Below are 20,690 nucleotides of genomic sequence, written 5' to 3' on the forward strand. Positions count from 1 at the left end.
TCAGGCAGCTGATGTGAACAACTCGCAAATTGTGATGATGGTGGGTGAGCGGTGAGTCTGCTGCCTCGCAGCTAAGAATTAGGGTTATTTGAATCGGCGTTTTGAGCGAAACTTCTGGGAACCACGGAGGGATCCCATGCTCAAGAAGTATATCGTTCGATTGAACGATCAGGAACGCGCGGAATTGACGCACGTCATCAAGAAACTCAGCGGAACAAGTCAAAAAGTTCGGCGAGCTCAGATACTCCTGAAGTCGGACGCCGACGGACCGGGGTGGACTGATGCCAAGATTGCCGAGGCATTTAACTGCCGAACCAAGACGGTGGAGAACATTCGGCAACGGTTGGTTGAGAATGGGTTTCGAGAAACACTTGATGGCAAAAAGCGGGCTACGCCGCCGACGCCAAAGTCGCTCGACGGCGAACAAGAGGCTCGTGTCATCGCGACTCGACTGGGGCCACCACCAGAAGGCTATTCGAATTGGTCATTGCGATTGCTTGCCCGCAAGGTCGTTGAGCTGGGGATCGTTGATTCTGTCAGCCATGCGACACTTGGCCGAACGCTTAAAAAACGGCATGAACAATCGCAAAATGCAGTACTGGGTCATCCCTCCTGAGGCGGATGCCGAGTTTGTCGCCCATATGGAAGACGTGCTCGAAACGTACGCAAAACCGTACGATTGCGTCATTCCCGTGCTTTGCATGGACGAGCAGCCAGTCCAGCTAATCAGCGACACCAAGGTGCCGATTGCTGCGACCAAGGAGCATCCCTGCCGAATCGAGCCACGCAACAACTGACACGGCTCCTCAGCTTTATCGACATCGAGGCTCACGCGGTCCATCGGGTAGCGTTTTGCTGGATCGATCGCGAGGATTGCAAAATTCAGCGAGTTCACCTGCCCGCTCGCTGGGACGTCCGCCGGCCGACACGGAAGGCAAAAGAGGGATGTCCCCGAATAGAGTCTCGCGAACATCCCTCAGAGTTGCCGCTGACCGATGTGGGTTGATTACTTCCCTCGAAACCCCCGCTCCTACGGGCGAATCAGCTCTCAGGCCCAGCAGGGCCCACGGAACCATTGCCGGCGGCATCACGGACTGTCGATTCAATCGACGCGGGCTCCACAATGGTGAGGCGAGTGCCGTCAGGCCCCGGGTTGCGCCGCCCACCCAGCCGCTTACGAGAACGTCCGGCTTCAGCTGATGAGGCTATTCGGAGCCAAGACCATCAAGCCGGTCTCAGCGGTGAAGCGTGATGATCCGCTGGCGTGGAAATCGCGACGCCTCGATGCTTCTCGGCTGTCGGCGTAGCGCTGCTCGACCTGAATCCAACGGCGACACAGACTTGCTCTGTCCAGCTTCGCCGCCTGATCGTCAAGCAGTGTTTTTAATCTCCAGTCAGCGGCTCGATCGACGTTGCGAGCCCACTGCCTTGAAAATCCCGCATCCTGGATGACTGCCACTAAGATTCGAGAAGCACCTAAAATGCCGGCCTCACGTTTGAATCGCAGAGGTGCAGAGAACGCAGAGTCCTGCCGCCTGCACGCTCCGGCGAATATCACTGCGCACTTTGCGTTTAGTTCTTCTGCATGGCGGGACGTCCTGGATGCGTCGACCCAATCCGCGGCCATCGCAGGATTCAAAGAAAGGGTGTCAGGTAACGTCTAGCCAAACCGCCAGTTCGGTTCCTGACTCCTTGTATCTTATCCGCCTTAATCTTGATCACGTTTGAATCGCAGAGGCGCAGAGAACGCAGAGTCCTACCGCCTGCACGCTCCGGCGAATATCTCTGCGCACTCTGCGCCTCTGCGTTTAGTTCTTCTGCATGGCGGGACGTCCTGGATGCGTCGACCCAATCCGCGGCCATCCCACGATTCAAAGAAAGGCTGTCAGGTAACGTCTAGCCAAACCGCCAGTTCGGTTCCTGACTCCTTGTATCTTATCCACCTTAATCTTGATCACGTTTGAATCGCAGAGGCGCAGAGAACGCAGAGTCCTACCGCCTGCACGCTCCAGCGATTATCTCTGCGCACTCTGCGCCTCTGCGTTTAGTTCTTCTGCATGGCGGGACGTCCTGGATGTGTCGACCCAATCCGCGGCCATCCCACGATTCAAAGAAAGGCTGTCAGGTAACGTCTAGCCAAACCGCTAGTTCGGTTCCTGACTCCTTGTATCTTATCCACCTTAATCTTGATCACGTTTGAATCGCAGAGGCGCAGAGAACGCAGAGTCCTACCGCCTGCACGCTCCAGCGATTATCTCTGCGCACTCTGCGCCTCTGCGTTTAGTTCTTCTGCATGGCGGGACGTCCTGGATGTGTCGACCCGATCCGCGGCCATCGCAGGATTCAAAGAAAGGGTGTCAGGTGCCCGAAAGTGAGAATAGGCAATGTTGACGTCTAGCCAAATTGCTAATTCGGTTCCTGACTCCTTAATCTTGATCCTGGCACCGGCAACGTAGGTTTTGAACACTAATCTTCGCTGATCTGACACTAATCTCATTCTTGTTCGTGTGGGGTGAAGGGATGCTGCTTGAACACGGCTGGGAGGAGTAGTGTGCGATTAGTGGGGATTAGTGTTAGGGCGTGGAAGTCGCAGCCTCCTGTAATGCTTCTTATCTGTCGGCGTAGCGACGCTCGACCTGAATCCAACGGCAACGCAGACCTGCTCTGCCCAGCTTCGCCGCCTGATCGTCAAGCAGTGTTTTTAATCTCCAGTCAGCGGCTCGTTCGACGTTGCGAGCCCACTGCCTTGAACATCCCGCATCCTGGATGACTGCCACTAAGATTCGAGAAGCACCTAAAAATGCCGGCCTCACGTTTGAATCGCAGAGGCGCAGAGAACGCAGAGTCCTGCCGCCTGCACTTTCCAGCGAATATCTCTGCGCCTCTGCGTTTGGCTCTGCTGCAGGGTGTGTCGACTCGATGCGCTGCCATCGCACGATTCATAGAAAGGGTGTCGGGTGCCAAAGCGTGAGAAGAGGTAATCATGACGTCTAGCAAAATTGCTGATGCGGTACCTAACTCCTTACTCAGGTAGCGCCGCTTGCGCGTCTCGGCTCAATCGATCGACAGTTTTCTAGCCTTCACCGCTACCGGCGATTTGCTGATCTCGAAACGCTGCTTCCCGGGTGACAAGCACAAAGGGGAGCAAGTTGCAGGCTTAGAATTCGCCCAGCGCTTCGATGGTCTGACGCACTTTCTCAGCGCAGTGATGGAATGCTGTCGCCTCTTCGTCGGAGAGCGGCGGATGCAGAATCCGGGTGACACCGCGGCGACCGACGACGGCGGGTAGCGATAGGCAAACGTCTTCCACCCCCAGAAACCCATCAATCATCACACTGATTGGCATCGTGTGCTTGAGGTCGTAAACGATCGAATCGACGATCGTCATGGTTGCCAAGGCAATTCCGTAGTTCGTGTATCCCTTGCGATTGAAAACTTCGTAACCCAAATTGACCGTTTCGCGAAACAAACGCCGCGTCGTTTCACTGGGCAAGAATTTCTCGCCACCGGTCATCGTGACCGAATGAGCTGCGAATTGATCATCACCGTGTTCGCCCAGAATGTAGGCGCGAATATCGTCTGAATGAATCTGTAGCTCTTCCGAGAGCAGGGAACGATAGCGGATGCTATCGACGAGTGTTCCTGTCCCGATGACGCGTTCAGGGGGGAACCCCGTAAGCTGGATTGCCGCGTAAGTCATCGCATCGACAGGGTTGCTGACCATGATCAGGACCGCGTCGGGGCTAGAGCGAGCCAGAGCAGGCAACCAATTCTCGAGCAACGCCAGGTTACCGGCGGCCAAGTCCGATCGCTTCCAATCTTTCCCCGTCGGCGGTACCGAGGCGGTGAAAATGATCACATCGCTGCCTGCGGCATCCTCGATCGAGCCCGCTTGGATGGTCATGTTGCTATTACGCAGAGCACTGGCGTGGGTCAAATCCATCGCGTCGCCCTCCGCCTTTTCGATCGAGCGATTGAGCAGCCAGAGTTCGCTAAAAATGGGTTCCATCGTCGCGGCAAATGCGATTGCCGACCCCACGCGGCCCATCCCTACGATTGATAACTTCATGCCTGCTCCCTGCTATCGAAAAACGTCGACCCGCCCCCCATCGGTGGCGCGTCCGCCTGCGGTTGAACCCCGCTACCGAGCCATTGACGAGACTACCAGCTCTCGCCCCCCGAGTTATGAATTCTCCACATCGCGGTGGGAGGCGCTGCTAACATGTCCTGCGACCCAAGAACGTTCGTCAACACATCCACCTCGTAAATGAAATCCATGAAGACTGACCTTTATTCTATCGTACGCAATCCCGTCGCGTTGGGATTGGCTACCTATTTGAGCCTCGCTTCCACTGCCTCGCAGCCGCAGGCACAGTCGACCGAACAAGTCGAGATCAGCGTGTCGAGTTCCGCCAACAGTTCGGCGGCGACGTCAACATCCAGTTCCATGGCGAGCGGGTACCGCGTCGAATCGACAACCGATGAGGCGGGCGAGCCTGTGTGGCGATTCTTCCAGGGCGACCGCGAACTCGCCGCCTACCACGCGGACCTGGAAGGCACGCCTGGGTTCTATCCTTTACTCTCACCCTCGGGACTGCCGCTGACTCGCAATTTTCCGATGGAACCTGTCGGCGCTGCCAAACAAAACGCCGCGGCAGCGAGTCCTTTCGAACGTGACGACCATCCTCATCACCGTTCGATGTGGTTCGACCACGGGGACGTCAATGGCATCGATTTCTGGGCATTGAAATCAAAAATGAAGGTGGGGCAGGTGGTCCAGCGGTCAGCGGACACGTCCACCTTTGGATCCGTTGATATCGTCGATGGGAACGCCACAGCAGTTGGCTTCAGCGAGCTGAAGACGAGCAATGACTGGATGACCCCTGACGGCAAGCGACTGCTCCGCGACGAACGCACCTTTCGACTGCACGAACACCTCGGCGATACGATCATGGACGTGACCGTTGAATTGATCGCCAGCGACGGGGATGTGACCTTCGGAGACACTAAAGAGGGATCGCTCGGCGTGCGGATGGCCGGCACGATGAAAGTCGATGCGAAACTCGGCGGCGCGATTCACAATGCCGATGGCCTGAAGGACAGCGACACATGGGGCAAGGTATCCACCTGGGTCGACTACAGCGGCCCGGTGGCTCCTGCGGATCTGTCCCCGAGCGACGACGACGTAACCGCGGAGGACGCTGCGGACTGGGAACGGGCCGGCATCACGATGATGTACCATCCTGCCAACACGCTACCGGAGTGTTATTGGCACGTGCGGAGTTACGGACTGTTCGCAGCCAATCCCTTTGGCCGGCACCACTTTGGCCAAGCGGCATACGATGGTGTTGAAATCGCCCAAGGCGACACGCTCACGCTCTCCTTCCGCCTCGTGCTGCACGACGGTGCCTTCGACGCGGATAAAACGAAGCAGCACTTCGAGGCCTACCAAGCGTCCGACATCGAGAGCCTATCGGGGAAAGAGGACTGACGCCCCGGAGGCAAGTCAATGACTTGGTTCACAACGGCAGCGCCGGAGAGGGCGTCCCCTCTTCGGATAGGCTCTCAGCAAGCATCGCTCTCACTCGAGGGGACGCAAGGTCATCATGCCGAAATGCAGCCCGCCGGACTCGTCATAGGCGAAGCTACCGCTGACATTGAAGTACTTTCTCAAGTCATCGAATTTGGGTAGTTTCTGCCGCCGCAACAGGTCGCCGAATTTCCCGGCGACCGGATTGTTCTCACCCCGCTGACCGAACGCGTCGGCCAGTTTCGGCGATGCCGCCATTTCATAGAGCACCCGATAACTGTCTGCGTCTCGATTGAACGACAGAAAAAACGGTTGCTCACCGGCCAACTTGGCCCCCAGTTCGGACAACATCAGGGCGTAGTCTGCGTCGTCGGCCAGCCGAGGTTGGGCCCCACCCCGCGCCCGCAGGATTTGTTCGGCGATCTCGCGGGAATCCGAGAGCACGAGGTAGTCATCGAGCAGCATCAAACTTCGCTCGACCCGGCGTAGCGTGTCGGGCAGTTCACGGCCAGGACGCAGGAAGTAAACCTGCACACCACCGATGGACTCCGGTTTCATGTCCGCCGCCGGTAATCTGTCGCGGATTTTATCGAGCATGGCTTTTGCCTTGTCGACATCACGAACCTGCAGTGCATCCACCCGCGCGACCGAGTTCCAAGCTGCGGGGGCCTGGTAGCGGCGGATGCCGACGTAGCGACCGGTCAGGTTGGCCAGCAGATCGTCTTTGAGACTGACGTTGAGCCGAGCCTGGATCCGGTCTTCGGTAAACTCTTCAAATTTGCCTTCACCGGCAAACCGGTTGACGATCTTGGCGAGATTGTCCGCTGCGGTGACCACGTCCCAGTTCGATGTCAGGTAGCTCGTCGAGTCCGCCGGGGCCCAGTTCGGTGGCGTCGGCTCGACCGGTTCGGGACGGATGACGCCAAAGAAGCCATCTCGCGGCGGATCGATCACGACGTGCAGGTGCATGATCCCTTCAACGATGTCGCCGCCACGAAACACACTGCCGCCGATTCCGCGGATCTTTTCGATCCCGAGTTCTTCCACGATCGGCATGATAAAGAACGACGAGGTGCTGCGACTGATGATCTTCTTGGCAATCGCATACGGATTGGCAAAGAAGGTAACCTGCGGCGTCTCGGCTTCGGCCCCTACGGACCGGGTCATGACGGCACCGAAGTCAGCATTGCTCGATAGATTTTCGCTGGTCGTCAGGTCGCTCGTTGCGCTCTTGGATTGCTGTGCCGCCTCTTTCCGGTTCTCCGGTGGATCGGTTTCCTGCCACCGCCGGAGAACATCTGTGGCTGTCTCTCGACCGATACCGATCACATAAACACCGTCACGATAGAACCACTCGACGGTAGGCCCCCGCTGCCGTGGCGGCTGCCACGTGGTCACGCTGTGACCGCCCAATTTCTCTTCGCTCTCGACAAACTGGTTCCTCGTGGCCAGCTCACCGATCTGAGTAAGCAATCGCTCCATCGAGTCGGCCGAGTCATTCTGACGTCCGGTCTCGACGATGAAGACACCTCCAAAGCTGTTCTGGCTGCGCCGCTGCTGCTGCATCCGGCGGGCAATCTGTTCGTCGGTTTCCTCCTCGTTTGGCTTCGCCTCGGCGGCTTCCGGCGATGCTCCCGGCACGATCGCCAGCGCCACCTGTCCCTGGGGAATCGACAACATCTCATCGAGTGACAAGCCGATCTGGCTGGCGAATTCCTCCATCAATTGACTGATCGTTTGGTAGCTATCCGAAACGAATGGCCGCATGGCGGGATCCTCCAACATCTGGCCGAGAGTGGACCGTGAGAACCCAGCTTTCATCTCGGTGGTGTTGCGGATCCGCAAGTACGCCATCGTATCGGACGGCAGCAACCGCGACGCGGGCGGGCAATCCGATTCAAATGTAACCGCGTCACCCGCCGTTCCACGGTCTTGAGCAACAGCAACCTGTTGCCCAAGCGATACAACCCCTACCACCAGAGCGAACGAACAATAGCGAGCCAACCGAACCGTAATGGATGTCATAAGAAGCTAAATTCCAGAAGCAAAAAAGGGAAAAACGCTAGTGATGAGGTTAGAATAACACTGTCTTAACTCACCCAAGCCCCAGAACTGCAAAATATCCGATGCCAATCTCAAAATCCAACGCTTGGTACAAATGGGTACCCGCCAGCATGCTCGTGCTCTCTCTGATCGTCTGCTCGTCCGCACACGCACAGCAAGCTCAAGACCAAGGACAAGGACAAGGCCAACAAGCTGGCGAGACCAGCCTGAACCCCGATGAAGCCTTTGCTAGCGGCGTCCAACGCAGCGGGGCGGTGGGCAGCCGAACTGCTACCGTCGGAGCGAGTGAAACGTCCGAGGCCGCCGGTGCCGCAGGCGGGGCGACCGGACGAGCAGGCGGCGGTTTCGGTGGAGGTTTCGGTGGCGGTGGCTTCGGCGCCGCACTGAACAATATGTTCAATAACACCAACGCGAGCAGCAGTTCGACTCCGCCCATCCGGACCCGTTTGCGCAGCGCTGTCACACTCCCCCCACGCAGCATGCAATCTCAAGTCTCCCAGGAGATTGCCGTCAATAGTCGCCTGCATCGCGCGAGCACGCTCGGCCCGCAACCCAACATCCCCTCCTACAACGGCGGTGTGGGTGAGGCGGTCACGTCACGTCCCTTCTACGGTGTCAACGTTCAGATGCAGGGGCGAACGGCGATCATGCAAGGCACGGTCGACGATCCTGCCGACCGCAGAATGAGTGAACTGCTGATGCGGCTCGAACCGGGGGTCTCCCAAGTTCAAAATCGCATCAGCGTCGCTCCTTAAGAAACGCCAGTAGCGATCAGCGGCGGGTTTCCGCGTTCCTGAACGGCGTACCCACCGACACGCCGTCTACGCCATTTCACTCTTGATCAACTCGATCAAGTCTTGGGTTTGCAATCGTGCCGCGGCGTCGGTGCCATCGAGCACGCCGGCGACAAGCTCGCGTTTGTCCGCATGCAGCTGCAGGATCTGCTCTTCGATCGTGCGTTCGGCAACCAATCGATACACCGTGACCGGGCGTTCTTGACCGATCCGGTGGGCGCGGTCCGTCGCTTGATCTTCGACCGCTGGGTTCCACCAAGGATCGAGGTGCAAGACATAGTCGGCTGCGGTGAGGTTGAGCCCCGTGCCACCGGCCTTGAGCGAGATCAGGAATAGATCCCCCTCGCCGGCCTGGAAGGCATCGACGCGGCGCTGACGCTCCTGCGAGGGTGTCGACCCATCGAGGTATTGGTAGGGGATACCGCGTCGATCAAGTACTTCGCGGACGACACCGAGATGCTTGACGAACTGGCTGAATACAAGCGCTCGGTGATCCCCGTCGCGGAGCTCGTCAACGAGTGACATCAGCAGGTCGAGTTTCGCCGATGTCCCCTTCCAATCCGCATCCACCAGCGCCGGATGGCAGGCGAGTTGCCGCAGGCGTGTCAGCCACGCGAGCGTTTGAATTCGGCGGCGGCCCTCGTGTGATTTCTCCCCATCGGCCGACCCTTGGGTAAGCTCGGCGAGAGCGGCCATGCGGGCGTCCTCGTAGAGTTTGCGTTCGGGATCACTGAGCTCAGCACGCAGTGTGATCTCCGTCCGCGGCGGCAATTCCGTCAGCACTTTGTCTTTGGTCCGCCGCAGGATGAAGGGACGAACCAACCGCGCGAGTGATTCACGGCGTTCGGCGTCATTGTGTCGTTCGATCGGCTCAGCAAACCGGCTGCGGAATCGCTGCCACGAACCGAGCAGCCCCGGGCTGAGCGTGCGGAAGAGGCTCCACAGCTCGCCGAGATGGTTTTCCAGTGGCGTTCCCGAAAGCCCCAATCGCCAATCCGCCTGGAGGGTGCGAATGGCTTGAGACGTTTTAGTTTGGGAATTTTTGATGAACTGGGCTTCGTCGAGCACGAGCGTTGTCCATGGCCGCGTAGCAAATCGCTTGGCGTCTCGCTGCATCAGTTGATAGCTAACGATCAGGACGGTTCCCGGGCCGGCTGTCTTGATGATTTCGTCGCGATCGCAATCACGGTACAGGACCGCATTGAGCGACGGGGCGAACCGAGCCGCTTCGCGAACCCAGTTTTCACCCACACTCGTCGGTGCGATCACAAGCGCGGGACCTTCGGAAGATCGATCGATCAAGATACCGAGCGTCTGTACCGTTTTCCCCAAACCCATGTCGTCGGCGAGCACGCCACCGACGCCCCAGTGGCTCAGGCGGGCGAGCCATCGATAGCCGTCGAGCTGATAATCACGCAGGGTCGCGTCGAGTCCCGAGGGACGCTCCGGATTCCAGCTACCAAGCGTATCGAGGCGTTCAACGGCTTGGTGCCAAGCCACGGTTGCCTCCAACGACACGTCATCACCGATGACTTCTTGCGCCACGGGTACGGCAGCGGCAGGTAGCTTCAAGTGCCCCTTTTCGGCGACCAGCGTATCGGCCAACTGGGTCAGCCGGCGACGGAACGCTTCACTGATCTTGGCGAACTTGCGGTCGCCCACACGGACGAGTTGGCGGTCCTCGCGGACGGCCAACAAGAGGTCGTTCAGGGGCACTTCCACCCCATCGATCGTGACCGATCCCGTCACGCCGAACCAATCGGGTGAATCGTCAATTTGCACTCGTAGTGACTTCGGTGTGATCTCGCCGCGCACCCGGAACGTCTCACCCTCGGGCCACACAATCCGTGGAGCGTCATCGCCGACGTCGTGGAGGCGGCCGAGCAAATCGAGCGCCGCATGATCGCTGACTGCGACCCACTCATGGTCTCCATCGCTGGAAAGTTTGTTCAACGCAAACCGCTCAACGATCTGCTGCGCCGACTCGAGTTCCCCCGTCAGGCTTCGCTGCAATCGCACCGGCCCGGTCTCACTCAAGCAGGGCACAATGTCCGGTTGCTGTCCCGGCACGAGTGAACTGCGGAACCGATTATCGTGGGCGCGAAGTGCGACTTTCAATCCCGCCCCCGGACGAGGACGCATCTGCAGAATCAGCTCGCTTTGGATCGGTTGAATCGGCCCGGCCAATTGGGGCGGCAGGGCGACATGGATCAGTGAATCGATTGTGCCAGCGGACAATGCGAGCTTGGCCGCCGATTTCTCATCGAGCATTGTGTCGCGATAGTCCTCTCGCAGGAGGAACTGAATCAATCCGCTGGCCGCCGAATCGATCAGGGTGCAGACCACCAACCGGTCGCGCTCCCGATCGGCCAACACCACAACGGGCTCGACCGGACTTGTATGACCGAACAGGACTTCACAGGAATGCACGTCGATATCGATGCCTTCCACGGTGAGTCGCGGTTGGAACTGCACCGCGGTCGTTTCGCCCGGCGGGGCTGCCAACGCGTCTCGCGGCGGCACGTCGCTGGGGCGATCAACCGTCATCGTGGCAGCGGAATCGGCTGCGGCCTCCGATGCCCCGTTGAGTTCAGGGAAATCGGTGAGTTCGGCGAGAGATTTGGAACGACCGGACTTGGCGGGTTGCTTTTTCTTGCGGGCCGTTTTACCGCTCGTCTTCGCACCCGTCGGGCCAGATTGCTTGGATTGCTTGGCCCCGTCCACTTCCACAGGATGCAGCGTCAGACTGAGCTGACTGCTGTAAACGTTGATAGGCGATGCGTCGGAATCGTCCCAGGTGACGTTTTCATGCCCCGCGAGCAGCCGCAAGGCTTGGAACATGCCGTATTGGTCTTCGCGGAATCCGTGTGTCGGAATCGACGTCAGCGACGCGATTTGGCTGTCGAGCGGCTCGGTGAGCAGGTTCTGCTCGAGCAGATCGAAGCTGCGGACCTCACGGCCCTTGGTCCATCCCTTGCCACCCTTGCGCGCACGCTGCTCAAAAGGTGTGATCGTCAGCGGGGTGGCTTGGGATGCCGCGTTGACCCGGAGTCGCCACTGCAACTGAGTCGGCTCTGCTTCGGCTCGCTCGGGCCGGGCGCTGGCGGCCCGCCGCAGCAATTCGTCCACGAACTGTTTCCCAGCCGCGACCGCGTCAGCTTTCAATCCAGCGAGAAATTCGAACAGCTGGCCGTTGCCCCGTCGCCGCGTGATCTGCTCCTGCATCCACCACGCGCAAGCGAGCGTATGGGCGCAGCGGAGCTGGCGTTGATGGGCCGCACATCCGCACTCGCACTCGCCCCGCAACTGCATCGATTCGGCGCCCGGGTCGTCCGGGTCGGGTTGCGGATGAACCATGATGACAACGTTCTGCGTCCGCTGGCGATTCCCCCTCACCTGAAACTCAAAACGAACGCCCTCGTCGCCCTGCGTCAGCGTGGGCGTCTTCACGTTCATCATGGCCGCGTGTTTGTCGAACTCTTGATCATGCGAATCGACCAAACGCTCAACGGCTTCGCCTAGCAGCAGTCCGAGTGATCCAATCTGGTCTTCGGCGATCCAATCCATGCCGTCATTGTTCCCGTTGGTGAAAAAGCGAGCATTTCCGGTATGGCCACGATGTTCCCCGCCTCAAAATTAGAACCGGGTGGCTATCGGAAATTTGAGCGAACCAGGGTACACGTCGAGCCGCTGAATTGCGATGGTAGTTAACGATTCTTTCTGAATTAGCCCGCATGCGGGCTGATTCGACGCCAGAGAAGCACGTTTGAGTACGAATTCCACTTTCCTTCAACGCAGCGAACTCGGACGGGCCGGCTCAAAACACACGGCTGATTCCATCGGTCGGCGTCGACCGGTACATTGCCGTCTCCGTTTCCTTTCCCATCTCTCCGTCGAGCAGTTCCATGGCACACCTTCGCTTTCGATTCCAAACGATCGCTGTTTCGTTCACTCTTCTGTCCGCGTTGGCTCTGACCACGGGTTGCCAGCCGCCCCGTGAACAAGCCATCACGACCGAGGACGGCGAAGTCGCTACCGAATTCTCCGACGACATGGTCGACGACGGCACTCCCGTCCCGGCTGAAGAACTCCCGGGCGACGAGCAGCAAGACGCTGCCGAGTAAACACCGGGGAAACAACAAGTGGCGTAAGCGTCCAGCGTGCGGTCGGCCGACATCGCAAGCTGGAGGCAAACGCCACTTTGAAACTCGCGAGTTGGCGTTCCCGCGTTCTTGATCAATCGATGTCGTGAACTGGGACAGGTCGGAATGGCGTGGTCGGCTCAAAATCTAAAACCGCTTAAGTCCACGCCAGTCCGGACAGGTCGCCTGGAATCCTAGCGGCCGAGCGAAATGCGGAGCGTTTGTTCTCGCTTGCGATCGTCCTTGGGATCCACGACGACCAACTCCATGCGGCCTCGTGATGCCTGCTCAGCAGCGGTCAGATCCTGCGGGCTGGCAATGGATTCTCCGTCCGCCTCCAAGACCAACCACCCCTTTTTCAGGCCACCCAGAGCGGCTGGGCTGTTGGTTTCGACCTCGGTCACCTTCACGACCGGCTCACCATTGAGAAAGGCGAGTTCCGTCGTTGCCCCCAAAGCCAGCATGGAACGGTTGCGGGTCATCGAGCCGGGCGAATTGGCGGCTGCCCCTGCAGCGACGGGGACCAACACATCACGCCCCGTCCGGACATCACGCACCGTCAGCGAGAACTGCCCGTGACTCTTGCGGTAGGCTTCCGCCAATTGATTTTGGCTTTGCAGAGCCTCGCGATTGGCCTCGACCAAGATATCTCCCGGTTCGATCCCCGCGTTCGCTGCAGCGCTGTCTGGAATCACTCGAACGACCTTCAACGCGCCTTGCCGGCCAATATTGACACGCTGCGTCGTCAGTCCGATGCCCGCTCCGCTCGCTGGTGACTCCCCATCGGCCGGATCCTCGTTGCTGGGATTCGCTTGATACCAATCCTCCCCACTGGCCTGCCATTGGCCGGAACTGCCCACGGCGAGAAAGGCCCGGATCTGCGATTGGGGTTGCGGTAGGCTGCGGTCGCGAGTCGATCGACCGACTCCCGCACGAGACTCGCCAACGTGGGCATAAACGAACTGCCCAGGAGCCGGATAAGTGGTGCCAGCGAGTGCGTCCAAACGAGGCGCCTCGGAGCGTCTTACGAGGATCTGGACGAGATAATCATCTCCGGATTGAAAGACGTTCTCGACTTTGCCGTCCACCACTAAAGCGGTTGAGGGCGAATTCAGTGCGTCCTGGCCAAGTGCGGGAGGCAGCATTGTCGCTCGAAGCAATGGAGCGGCCAACGCAAACACTATCAACAGGGGAAGACGTCGATGCATGAGAGGTGTCATGTTTCGGTGCTCATCAGATATAGAGAAAAGAGATTCCATCGCGATACAAGAAAGCCATTCCGACCGGCCCACTCAGTACACGCTCGGGGCGCCCATCCGTTCGTGGATCTGTTCACGAACGTCCTGGGAGAGCCGCAAGGTGTCGCCGAGTTCTTTGAGATACTTGGCTTCGTCACCGGTGTCCAATTGAATCGTCATGAGCGACATCGTGTAGACCTGTTGCTCCATCCCCACGGGGACCGACATGGCAAAGCCGCGCACGTCCATGGGGCGGTCGAACTCGTCCTGCAAGAACTTCAACGACTCGCGAGTCGGATTTTTGAGTTGTTTGATAATCTTCTGTTGCTCGGTCTGATCGAGGCTTCCATCGGCCTTGGCTGCATTGATCATCGCGCGAACGAGCAGTGTGCCCTGTTCTGGATCGACGCCAGTCTGCCTCGCGCTGGGAGCGGGGGCTGATGGTGAGGGTCTCGCGGTGGAGTCCGGCCCCTGAGCGTGGCGATCTTTGGCCACGTGAAGGATGTCTTCCAATTCTTTGGCTTCACGGTCGATGTCGATCGGCCCGGATGAGCCGGAACTCGGTGCTCGACTGGGGCTCGATCGTTGCGGAGCACTCTTGGCGGCCCCACCTCGGCCACTCCCGCCGCGACGGGTTTGGCTGCCTAACAAACTGCCCAAAATATCGGTGATGTCCATGGAACGTTTCCCCAAGCGGTGATCTGGAACAGAACTCAGCGTGCTGCCGCGGCGCGATTAGCCTCGCGAAACTTCGTCGAGCGACGAACGCGGCGGCAACACATCGCCGATCATTGTACCGTCGATCGAGAGGGCGCGGGCGTCACCGCCCCAAACGATTTCGCGGGCAGCGAGATGCGATCGATCGATGGGTCAAGCGATGGGATAGTCGCTTTGAGCGAACGCGAGCTCATCGTGTAGCCGGACAATCGAAGCGGCAGCGGGACACTCGCTCGTGCCCCCCAAATTCGAATCGAACCGGCAGGCGGCGAAGCCTTTGGATTTCTGCTCGTAGTGTCGCACCCATCGCGTCCGCACAGCCATCCCGGCGTCTGACACCGGCCACACGCCCGGGCGGGGACGAAGATGGTCGGGGATCCCCACTCGCCACGGCTTGGGGGAAACACGCGCGCGGAAACAGTTTTGGTTGAAACACATCCGCTCATAGATCGGATCCACTTCGATTTTCTCAAAGAACGATCTGACCTCCTCGCTACGCGGATCGAAGGTAGCGTGGGTAACGAGAACACGCCAACCCAGCGGCGTTTCATAGAGCCTCAAGCTCCAATCGGGCGAGCGTTTGGCAAAGCGTTCAATCCGTCTGCGGGCGATATCTTTCGGATTGCCCGCCAGACGGTCTGCGACCCAATGCCAGATGCTGCCGGCGATGATCACAAAGAAGATCGCACCGAGCAGGAACAACCAAATCGAACGAGCCTCGACAAACATTCGAGCCAACACGAAATAGCCGGCCGCGTAGAGAAACAGTGAATAGAAATACGGTGCGCATCCTCCTTTGATTGTCACATCGACATCAGCGAATAGCACATCGGGAGTGTTCAAACACAATGCGCCGTAGGCGTTGCGGGTGACGACGGCATCTCCATGCCGCGCGATGATTTCCTCGCGAATCGGCAACCCATCGGCCCCGTTGTAGGGCACCTTGGGTTCGCGAAGCAACATCTGCTCGCCGGCCTGAATATGCTCGATCGCATCATCAAGTCTACCTCGTGCATGTTCCTGCGCAGCCGCTTCGCTCTCATCAGACCAGCCAAATCGGCGAATCGTTGTTTGTCGATCGTGGTGGCTGATCTGGCGTTTCGCCTCGGACCAGAACTCGGGGACGATCATTCCATCGCCGCAGCGGCGAGGTCGTAACCCTGGGACGCGACAATCTCACAGGGGCGAATCTGCCCCACTTCGACGGGCGACTCTTCGCTGACCTGGGACACATACACCAAACCATCGACGTCGGGCGCCTCATGTCGCGTGCGGCCGATGAAAACCCCCTCCTGTTCAGGCATGGCGGCATCGATCAGCACATCCTCGACGCCGCCGACACGATTGCCATTGAATCGAAAAGCGATCTTCTGCTGCAGACTCATCAAATCATCACGGCGGCGGTTGGCCACTTCTGGATCGACTCGATTGGGCAATCGGGCGGCCGGCGTGTCCTCTTCCACCGAATAGGTGAACACGCCGAGGTTCTCGAATTGGGACTCTTCGACGAAATCCATCAGTTCTTTGAAATCGTCTTCCGTCTCGCCGGGGAAACCCGTGATCATGGTCGTTCGCATGACGAGCGAGTCGATCCGCTGCCGCAGTTTCTGGACAATTTCGGTTTGCAGTTTCCGCGTGGTCTTGCGGGACATCCGCCGCAGCATCGCGTCGCTGGCGTGCTGCAGAGGCATGTCGATGTAGGGAACAATCCGCTTGGCCGACGCGAGCGTATCGATCAGGGCGTCGTCAATGTACATCGGATAGAAGTACATCAGCCGTATCCAGTCGATGGACTCGACCTGATCGAGCCGCTGCAGCAATTCGTTGAGTCGTGGTTCGCCGTAGCGGTCCATGCCGTAGTAGGTCGTGTCTTGCGCGACGACGACGAGTTCTCGCACGCCGCTCCGGCCGAGCCGCTCAGCCTCTTCAACAATCTGTTCGATCGGTTTGCTGAAGTGCTTGCCCCGCATTTTCGGAATCGCGCAGAACGTGCACAAGCGGTCACAGCCCTCGCTGATCTTGAGATAGGCGAAGTGTCTCGGCGTGACCGCCGATCGGATCCCGTCGCTGAGCGGGTTGACCGCCGCGGGTTTGAAGACGGTGCGTTGCTCTTCCAGGCCGGAATAGAGTTCATCGACAACGCTGACGATATCATTGCGTCCGAACACCCCGACGAGAGCATCGATCTCGGGCCGGTCAGCGAGCAGTTTGCCTTGCTGGCGTTCGGCCAAGCAGCCCGTGACGACGACGTTACGTAATTTCCCCTCCCTTTTGAGGTCCAGCATCTCGTCGATGGCTTCCATTGATTCGGCTCGGGCCGAGTCGATGAAGGCGCAGGTGTTGACGACGACGAAATCCGCCCCCTCGACCGAGTCCACCATCCGGTAGCCATCGGCATCGAGCCGACCGAGCATCTGTTCGGTATCAACGAGGTTTTTGGGACAGCCCAAGGAAACAACGGCATATTGCCCCCGCGTTGGGGAGGCGATGGTCGCACCGAGCGTATCCGTTGCCGCGGCCCCCGTTGCGGAGGCGTCGGCTCGGCCCGGTGGCGGCGTGGCGACGTTGATTTCGGACTTTTGGTAGATCGGTAGCTGCATCAAACGATGGGTGGTTAGCTGAGGGGGGGAGCATGTGTGGCGTTGCGGAACCCGTATTAAACCAGAAAAAACGGGATTGACAATTTGAAATTTTCGATTGGTGGAGAAGCCTTTTCTGTCCGTCACCTTTCGAACCGCTCTCAGGTTTGCCACAATTTGGCCTAGAACTCGGCTCGAGGAGCCGTGTTCTTCGCTCGCAGGAGCTTCGCCGAAAAGGGGGCTGACCCTCTCCGGCGAAGCCGTGAAGTACCGTGCAAATTCATTCGCCTCCCAAGGGTCAGACCCCTTTTTGGATAGGCTCCATGGCAAAATTCAGGTGGCAGCATGCGTTGGAAAGGCAGACGACAAAGTGAGAACGTGGAGGACCGCCGTTCGATGGGCCGCCCGGCCGCCGTTGGTGGGGGAATCGGGGTGATTCTGATCGCCATAGTAATCGGACTGCTCGGCGGAAACCCTCTGCCGTTTATCCAGCAGGCCCAACAGCGACAGGTCGCCGAAGGCCCCAGCGGAGAGCCCACCGAACTGACCGCTGAACAGAAGGAGGAGGGGGAATTCGCAGCCACCATCTTTGCCGATACCGAAGATGTCTGGACGGAGCTGTTCCAACAGAACCGCCAACAATACCGTAAACCAACGTTGGTTCTGTTCACCGACCAGGTCCGTAGCGGCTGCGGGATGGCCTCCAGCGGCACGGGGCCGTTCTACTGCCCCGCGGATGAAAAAGTTTATCTGGACACCTCATTCTTCAGCCAGCTCGCCCGGCAACTCGGAGCACCCGGCGATTTCGCGCAGGCTTACGTCGTCGCCCACGAAGTCGGCCACCACGTGCAGAAATTGCTAGGGGTAACCGAAGAAGTCGACCGAATTCGTCAACAGGTCCCCGAAGTCGAATATTTGAAATACTCCGTGAAACTGGAACTGCAAGCAGACTTCTATGCCGGCGTGATGCTGCACCACGACAATCGCATGCACCAGATTATCGAAGAGGGTGACATCCAAGAAGCGTTGACGGCAGCCCAAGCTATCGGCGACGATACACTTCAAAAGCGCAGCAAGGGCTACGTGCAACCGGAGACCTTCAGCCACGGAAGCAGCGAACAGCGTGTTTTCTGGTTTACGAAGGGACTCAGGACCGGCGACATGAGCCAAGGTGACACCTTCGACGACATGTCGTTGTAGCCCCGCGAACTCAATCAGACAGGCCCATTTCACCAGCCAAGTGGGCCGCCGCGTCCGTTTTTTACTGACTACGCGCCCTCGGATAATTCACACTGCCTGTGTCTTTGCCGGGGCAAGTCCCACGGACTTCCTTTCCTCTCCACCATTGACCGAAACGTTTTGAATAACGCTAGCGATACCCCAGCGGGCAGCGACATCGACAACGAAGCTGCCAACGACGCCATCCGCGCCGACGTCATCTCCCGAACGCAATGCGTCGTCGTGAAGGTCGGCACCGCTGTCCTGACGACGAGCGAAGGGAAACTCGACCTCAAACGCGTGGACCTCTTGGCCGAACAACTCGCCCGCATCGCCGACTCCGGCCGGCACGTGATCATGGTCAGCAGTGGTGCGGTTGGCGCCGGTGTCGCGAAACTTGGCCTGCCTACCCGACCGACCGAGGTCGCCAATCTGCAAGCTGTGGCGGCCATCGGGCAAGCCGATTTGATCAAATCATACGAAAAATCACTGCTGCAGCATGGATATCAGGCTGCCCAGGTGCTCCTCACGAAGAGCGACCTGCGACGACGTAGCGGCTATCTCCACGTCCGCAACGCACTCAATGGCATCCATGAGCTCGGCGCCATCGCCGTGGTCAATGAAAATGACTCGGTCGCCGTCGCGGAATTGAAGACAACCTTCGGCGACAATGATCGTTTGGCCGCTCACGTCGCAGGTTTGTTCAACGACACCCTGCTGATCTTGCTAACGGACGTGCACGGGCTCTACGACGGGCACCCCGACACCGATGGCACCAAGAAAATCGAAGTCGTTCACGACCTCGATGGCGACGTGATGTCGATGGCAGAGGATAAGTCGTCCTCGGTCAGCAAGGGCGGGATGGAGGGCAAGCTCCGCGCCTCGAAACTGGCCAACTCCCACGGCCACCCCACCATCATCGGTCCTGGCCGGCAAGACGATGTGCTCGATCAAATCTTCGCCGGCGAGCGGGTTGGAACGCTCTTCATACCGCCCAAGCGAACACTCCGCGGCCGCCGGCGCTGGATCGGAACGGCCGCCGTCATCCAAGGCAGTCTGCACGTCGATGAAGGGGCCGCCCGAGCATTGACCGATCAAGGCCGTAGCTTGCTCGCAGTCGGTATTGTCCGGGTCGAAGGCCGCTTCTCTCACGGCAATGTTGTCCGCGTGCTCGACCCCGATGAAAAAGAGATCGCCCGCGGCTTGGTCAATTATCGCAGTCATGAGATCTCTCTCATCGCAGGGAAATCCAACGCGGAAATCGAAGCGGTACTCGGCCACCGCCCCTACGAGAACGTGATCCATCGGAGCAACCTCGTCCTGCACACGCTCGCTGAATGACGCCCGGTCCACCTGGGCTGTACCGCTTGACGCTGGCCTGCGGGCGGGTGCTCGGCGACTCAGCATATTGCAACACAGCTTTCGATTGCCTACCGAAAATCCATGAGCGCGTTCGTTGAACTTTTTTGCGGGCTCGGCGGTGTCTCGGAATCAGTGAGACAGTTCAACTGCGTCCACTCCGATGAACGCGCGTTGAACGTCATCCGCGCGGTCGATATCAATCGCGACTGCGCCGCGGTGCACGAGCACAACTTCGGTCTCGCCGTTGATTGCCGCAGTCTCGAGTCCATGAATCTCCACGAGATCACCGCAACGCATCCTCACCAAACCTGGTGGCTGTCTCCACCGTGCCAGCCCTATTGCCGGCGGGGCCGTGGCCAGCCCCAGCGCGACCGTCGCTGCGATGCCATTCAAGCGATCACTCGGTTTTTGGCGCGCAGCGATACGCTGCCGAGCGTGGTGATTTTGGAGAACGTGCCTGAATTTGCCAGTTCTCAGGATGCGGCGGACCTGCGGAAGGCCCTCGGCCAGCGCGAGTACGCGACCTGGAGCGGCGATCTGTGCCCCACACAATTCGGTGTCCCCAACCTGCGCCGGCGGCACTACCTCATCGCCCGCCGAGACGCAGGCGAGGTGGCGTCGCCTCGCATCGCGGCACCGACACGACAGTGGAATTTCCCGATCGCCAGCATCCTCGACGAAGATGCTCAAACCGCTCCTGAACTCTGGGTTGATCGAGCGATTGTCGACTCCTACCGGACGTCGATGGATATCGTTGACCCAGATGACGTATCGGCTCGGGCGGCCTGCTTCGGCAGTGGCTACGGCAAGTCGATTATCCGATCGGGATCCTATCTCCGCAGGGGAGATCGGGTGCGCCGTTTCTCCCCAACCGAAGTCGCTCGGCTACTGGGTTTCTCACCGCAGTTCCGTTTCCCCGATCGAATCGGTGTCCGCAGACGCTGGAAGATGCTCGGCAATAGTGTCTCCGTCTTCGTTGTCCGAGCGGTTTTAGAATCTGCATCCCCAGCCGTCGCGAGATCCGCCGGTCCGCGATAGGCGATACC

The 20,690-nt window shown here is 59.1% G+C and carries 15 protein-coding genes; 8 read left to right on the forward strand and 7 right to left on the reverse strand.

The window, feature by feature from the left end:
* Positions 1-136 precede the first annotated feature (136 nt).
* Both CA85_RS11590 and CA85_RS11595 read left to right on the forward strand, forming a co-directional pair.
* Positions 137-616, forward strand: coding sequence for a helix-turn-helix domain-containing protein (locus CA85_RS11590; RefSeq protein ID WP_146391512.1), 480 nt, complete (start codon positions 137-139; stop codon positions 614-616).
* Complete coding sequence (locus CA85_RS11595) at positions 576-797, forward strand: hypothetical protein (protein ID WP_146391513.1); 222 nt, start codon at positions 576-578, stop codon at positions 795-797. Before CA85_RS11590 ends, CA85_RS11595 begins: the two co-directional genes overlap by 41 nt.
* A 2,360-nt stretch (positions 798-3,157) precedes the next feature.
* On the opposite strand, the gene CA85_RS11600 is transcribed toward CA85_RS11595, so the two are convergent.
* Positions 3,158-4,069 (reverse strand): lactate/malate dehydrogenase family protein, encoded by a 912-nt coding sequence (locus tag CA85_RS11600; protein ID WP_146391514.1) that lies wholly within the window; start codon positions 4,067-4,069, stop codon positions 3,158-3,160.
* A gap of 207 nt (positions 4,070-4,276) precedes the next feature.
* On the opposite strand from CA85_RS11600, the gene CA85_RS11605 reads away from it, so the two are divergent.
* Positions 4,277-5,491, forward strand: coding sequence for a DUF6807 domain-containing protein (locus CA85_RS11605; RefSeq protein ID WP_246112715.1), 1,215 nt, complete (start codon positions 4,277-4,279; stop codon positions 5,489-5,491).
* Between the two features lie 90 nt (positions 5,492-5,581).
* Here the strand turns inward: CA85_RS11605 and CA85_RS11610 are convergent, their stop codons facing one another.
* Complete coding sequence (locus tag CA85_RS11610; RefSeq protein WP_146391515.1) at positions 5,582-7,555, reverse strand: DUF3352 domain-containing protein; 1,974 nt, start codon at positions 7,553-7,555, stop codon at positions 5,582-5,584.
* Between the two features lie 101 nt (positions 7,556-7,656).
* Here CA85_RS11610 and CA85_RS24885 point away from each other — a divergent pair, with 101 nt between their 5' ends.
* Positions 7,657-8,349 (forward strand): BON domain-containing protein, encoded by a 693-nt coding sequence (locus CA85_RS24885; protein ID WP_186774885.1) that lies wholly within the window; start codon positions 7,657-7,659, stop codon positions 8,347-8,349.
* 66 nt (positions 8,350-8,415) lie between these two features.
* Here CA85_RS24885 and CA85_RS11625 read toward each other — a convergent pair whose 3' ends face one another.
* Entirely contained in the window at positions 8,416-11,955 is a 3,540-nt protein-coding gene (locus tag CA85_RS11625; RefSeq protein WP_146391517.1) for a DEAD/DEAH box helicase, read from the reverse strand.
* A 338-nt stretch (positions 11,956-12,293) separates the two neighbouring features.
* Between CA85_RS11625 and CA85_RS11630 the strand changes: the two genes are divergently transcribed.
* Positions 12,294-12,512, forward strand: coding sequence for a hypothetical protein (locus tag CA85_RS11630; protein WP_146391518.1), 219 nt, complete (start codon positions 12,294-12,296; stop codon positions 12,510-12,512).
* Between the two features lie 212 nt (positions 12,513-12,724).
* Here CA85_RS11630 and CA85_RS11635 read toward each other — a convergent pair whose 3' ends face one another.
* From CA85_RS11635 to rimO, 4 genes are all read right to left on the reverse strand, one after another.
* Positions 12,725-13,738 carry a PDZ domain-containing protein gene (locus CA85_RS11635; protein WP_186774886.1) on the reverse strand — a complete coding sequence of 338 codons (1,014 nt, stop codon included), beginning with the start codon at positions 13,736-13,738 and terminating at the stop codon, positions 12,725-12,727.
* A gap of 84 nt (positions 13,739-13,822) precedes the next feature.
* Positions 13,823-14,446 (reverse strand): DUF533 domain-containing protein, encoded by a 624-nt coding sequence (locus tag CA85_RS11640; protein ID WP_146391520.1) that lies wholly within the window; start codon positions 14,444-14,446, stop codon positions 13,823-13,825.
* A 192-nt stretch (positions 14,447-14,638) separates the two neighbouring features.
* The gene (locus CA85_RS11645; RefSeq protein ID WP_146391521.1) at positions 14,639-15,616 is read right to left on the reverse strand and encodes a hypothetical protein; all 978 of its coding nucleotides are present in this window, start codon (positions 15,614-15,616) and stop codon (positions 14,639-14,641) included.
* Entirely contained in the window at positions 15,613-17,085 is a 1,473-nt protein-coding gene (gene rimO, locus CA85_RS11650) for a 30S ribosomal protein S12 methylthiotransferase RimO (RefSeq protein ID WP_146391522.1), read from the reverse strand. Before rimO ends, CA85_RS11645 begins: the two co-directional genes overlap by 4 nt.
* Positions 17,086-17,409: 324 nt before the next feature.
* Here rimO and ypfJ point away from each other — a divergent pair, with 324 nt between their 5' ends.
* The 3 genes from ypfJ to CA85_RS11665 all read left to right on the forward strand — a co-directional run bounded on the left by ypfJ (position 17,410) and on the right by CA85_RS11665 (position 20,682).
* Complete coding sequence (gene ypfJ, locus CA85_RS11655; protein WP_146391523.1) at positions 17,410-18,264, forward strand: KPN_02809 family neutral zinc metallopeptidase; 855 nt, start codon at positions 17,410-17,412, stop codon at positions 18,262-18,264.
* A gap of 159 nt (positions 18,265-18,423) precedes the next feature.
* A complete protein-coding gene (gene proB / locus CA85_RS11660; protein WP_146391524.1) occupies positions 18,424-19,623 on the forward strand; it encodes a glutamate 5-kinase in 1,200 nt (399 codons plus the stop codon).
* A 102-nt stretch (positions 19,624-19,725) separates the two neighbouring features.
* Positions 19,726-20,682: a DNA cytosine methyltransferase gene (locus tag CA85_RS11665; protein ID WP_146391525.1), complete on the forward strand. Its 957-nt coding sequence runs from the start codon at positions 19,726-19,728 to the stop codon at positions 20,680-20,682.
* Positions 20,683-20,690: the final 8 nt, after the last annotated feature.

It is taken from the genome of Allorhodopirellula solitaria (assembly GCF_007859855.1).
GTDB lineage: Bacteria > Planctomycetota > Planctomycetia > Pirellulales > Pirellulaceae > Rhodopirellula > Rhodopirellula solitaria.

Excerpts from the sequence above, each read along its gene's own strand:
- CA85_RS11595 (WP_146391513.1), top strand. The coding sequence starts at position 576 with ATGAACAATCGCAAAATGCAGTACTGGGTCATCCCTCCTGAGGCGGAT.
- CA85_RS11665 (WP_146391525.1), top strand. The coding sequence starts at position 19,726 with ATGAGCGCGTTCGTTGAACTTTTTTGCGGGCTCGGCGGTGTCTCGGAA.
- rimO (WP_146391522.1), bottom strand. The coding sequence starts at position 17,085 with ATGCAGCTACCGATCTACCAAAAGTCCGAAATCAACGTCGCCACGCCG.
- CA85_RS11625 (WP_146391517.1), bottom strand. The coding sequence starts at position 11,955 with ATGGATTGGATCGCCGAAGACCAGATTGGATCACTCGGACTGCTGCTA.
- CA85_RS11610 (WP_146391515.1), bottom strand. The coding sequence starts at position 7,555 with ATGACATCCATTACGGTTCGGTTGGCTCGCTATTGTTCGTTCGCTCTG.
- CA85_RS11605 (WP_246112715.1), top strand. The coding sequence starts at position 4,277 with ATGAAGACTGACCTTTATTCTATCGTACGCAATCCCGTCGCGTTGGGA.
- CA85_RS11630 (WP_146391518.1), top strand. The coding sequence starts at position 12,294 with ATGGCACACCTTCGCTTTCGATTCCAAACGATCGCTGTTTCGTTCACT.
- CA85_RS11635 (WP_186774886.1), bottom strand. The coding sequence starts at position 13,738 with ATGCATCGACGTCTTCCCCTGTTGATAGTGTTTGCGTTGGCCGCTCCA.
- CA85_RS11600 (WP_146391514.1), bottom strand. The coding sequence starts at position 4,069 with ATGAAGTTATCAATCGTAGGGATGGGCCGCGTGGGGTCGGCAATCGCA.
- CA85_RS24885 (WP_186774885.1), top strand. The coding sequence starts at position 7,657 with ATGCCAATCTCAAAATCCAACGCTTGGTACAAATGGGTACCCGCCAGC.
- ypfJ (WP_146391523.1), top strand. The coding sequence starts at position 17,410 with ATGCGTTGGAAAGGCAGACGACAAAGTGAGAACGTGGAGGACCGCCGT.
- CA85_RS11640 (WP_146391520.1), bottom strand. The coding sequence starts at position 14,446 with ATGGACATCACCGATATTTTGGGCAGTTTGTTAGGCAGCCAAACCCGT.
- CA85_RS11645 (WP_146391521.1), bottom strand. The coding sequence starts at position 15,616 with ATGATCGTCCCCGAGTTCTGGTCCGAGGCGAAACGCCAGATCAGCCAC.
- CA85_RS11590 (WP_146391512.1), top strand. The coding sequence starts at position 137 with ATGCTCAAGAAGTATATCGTTCGATTGAACGATCAGGAACGCGCGGAA.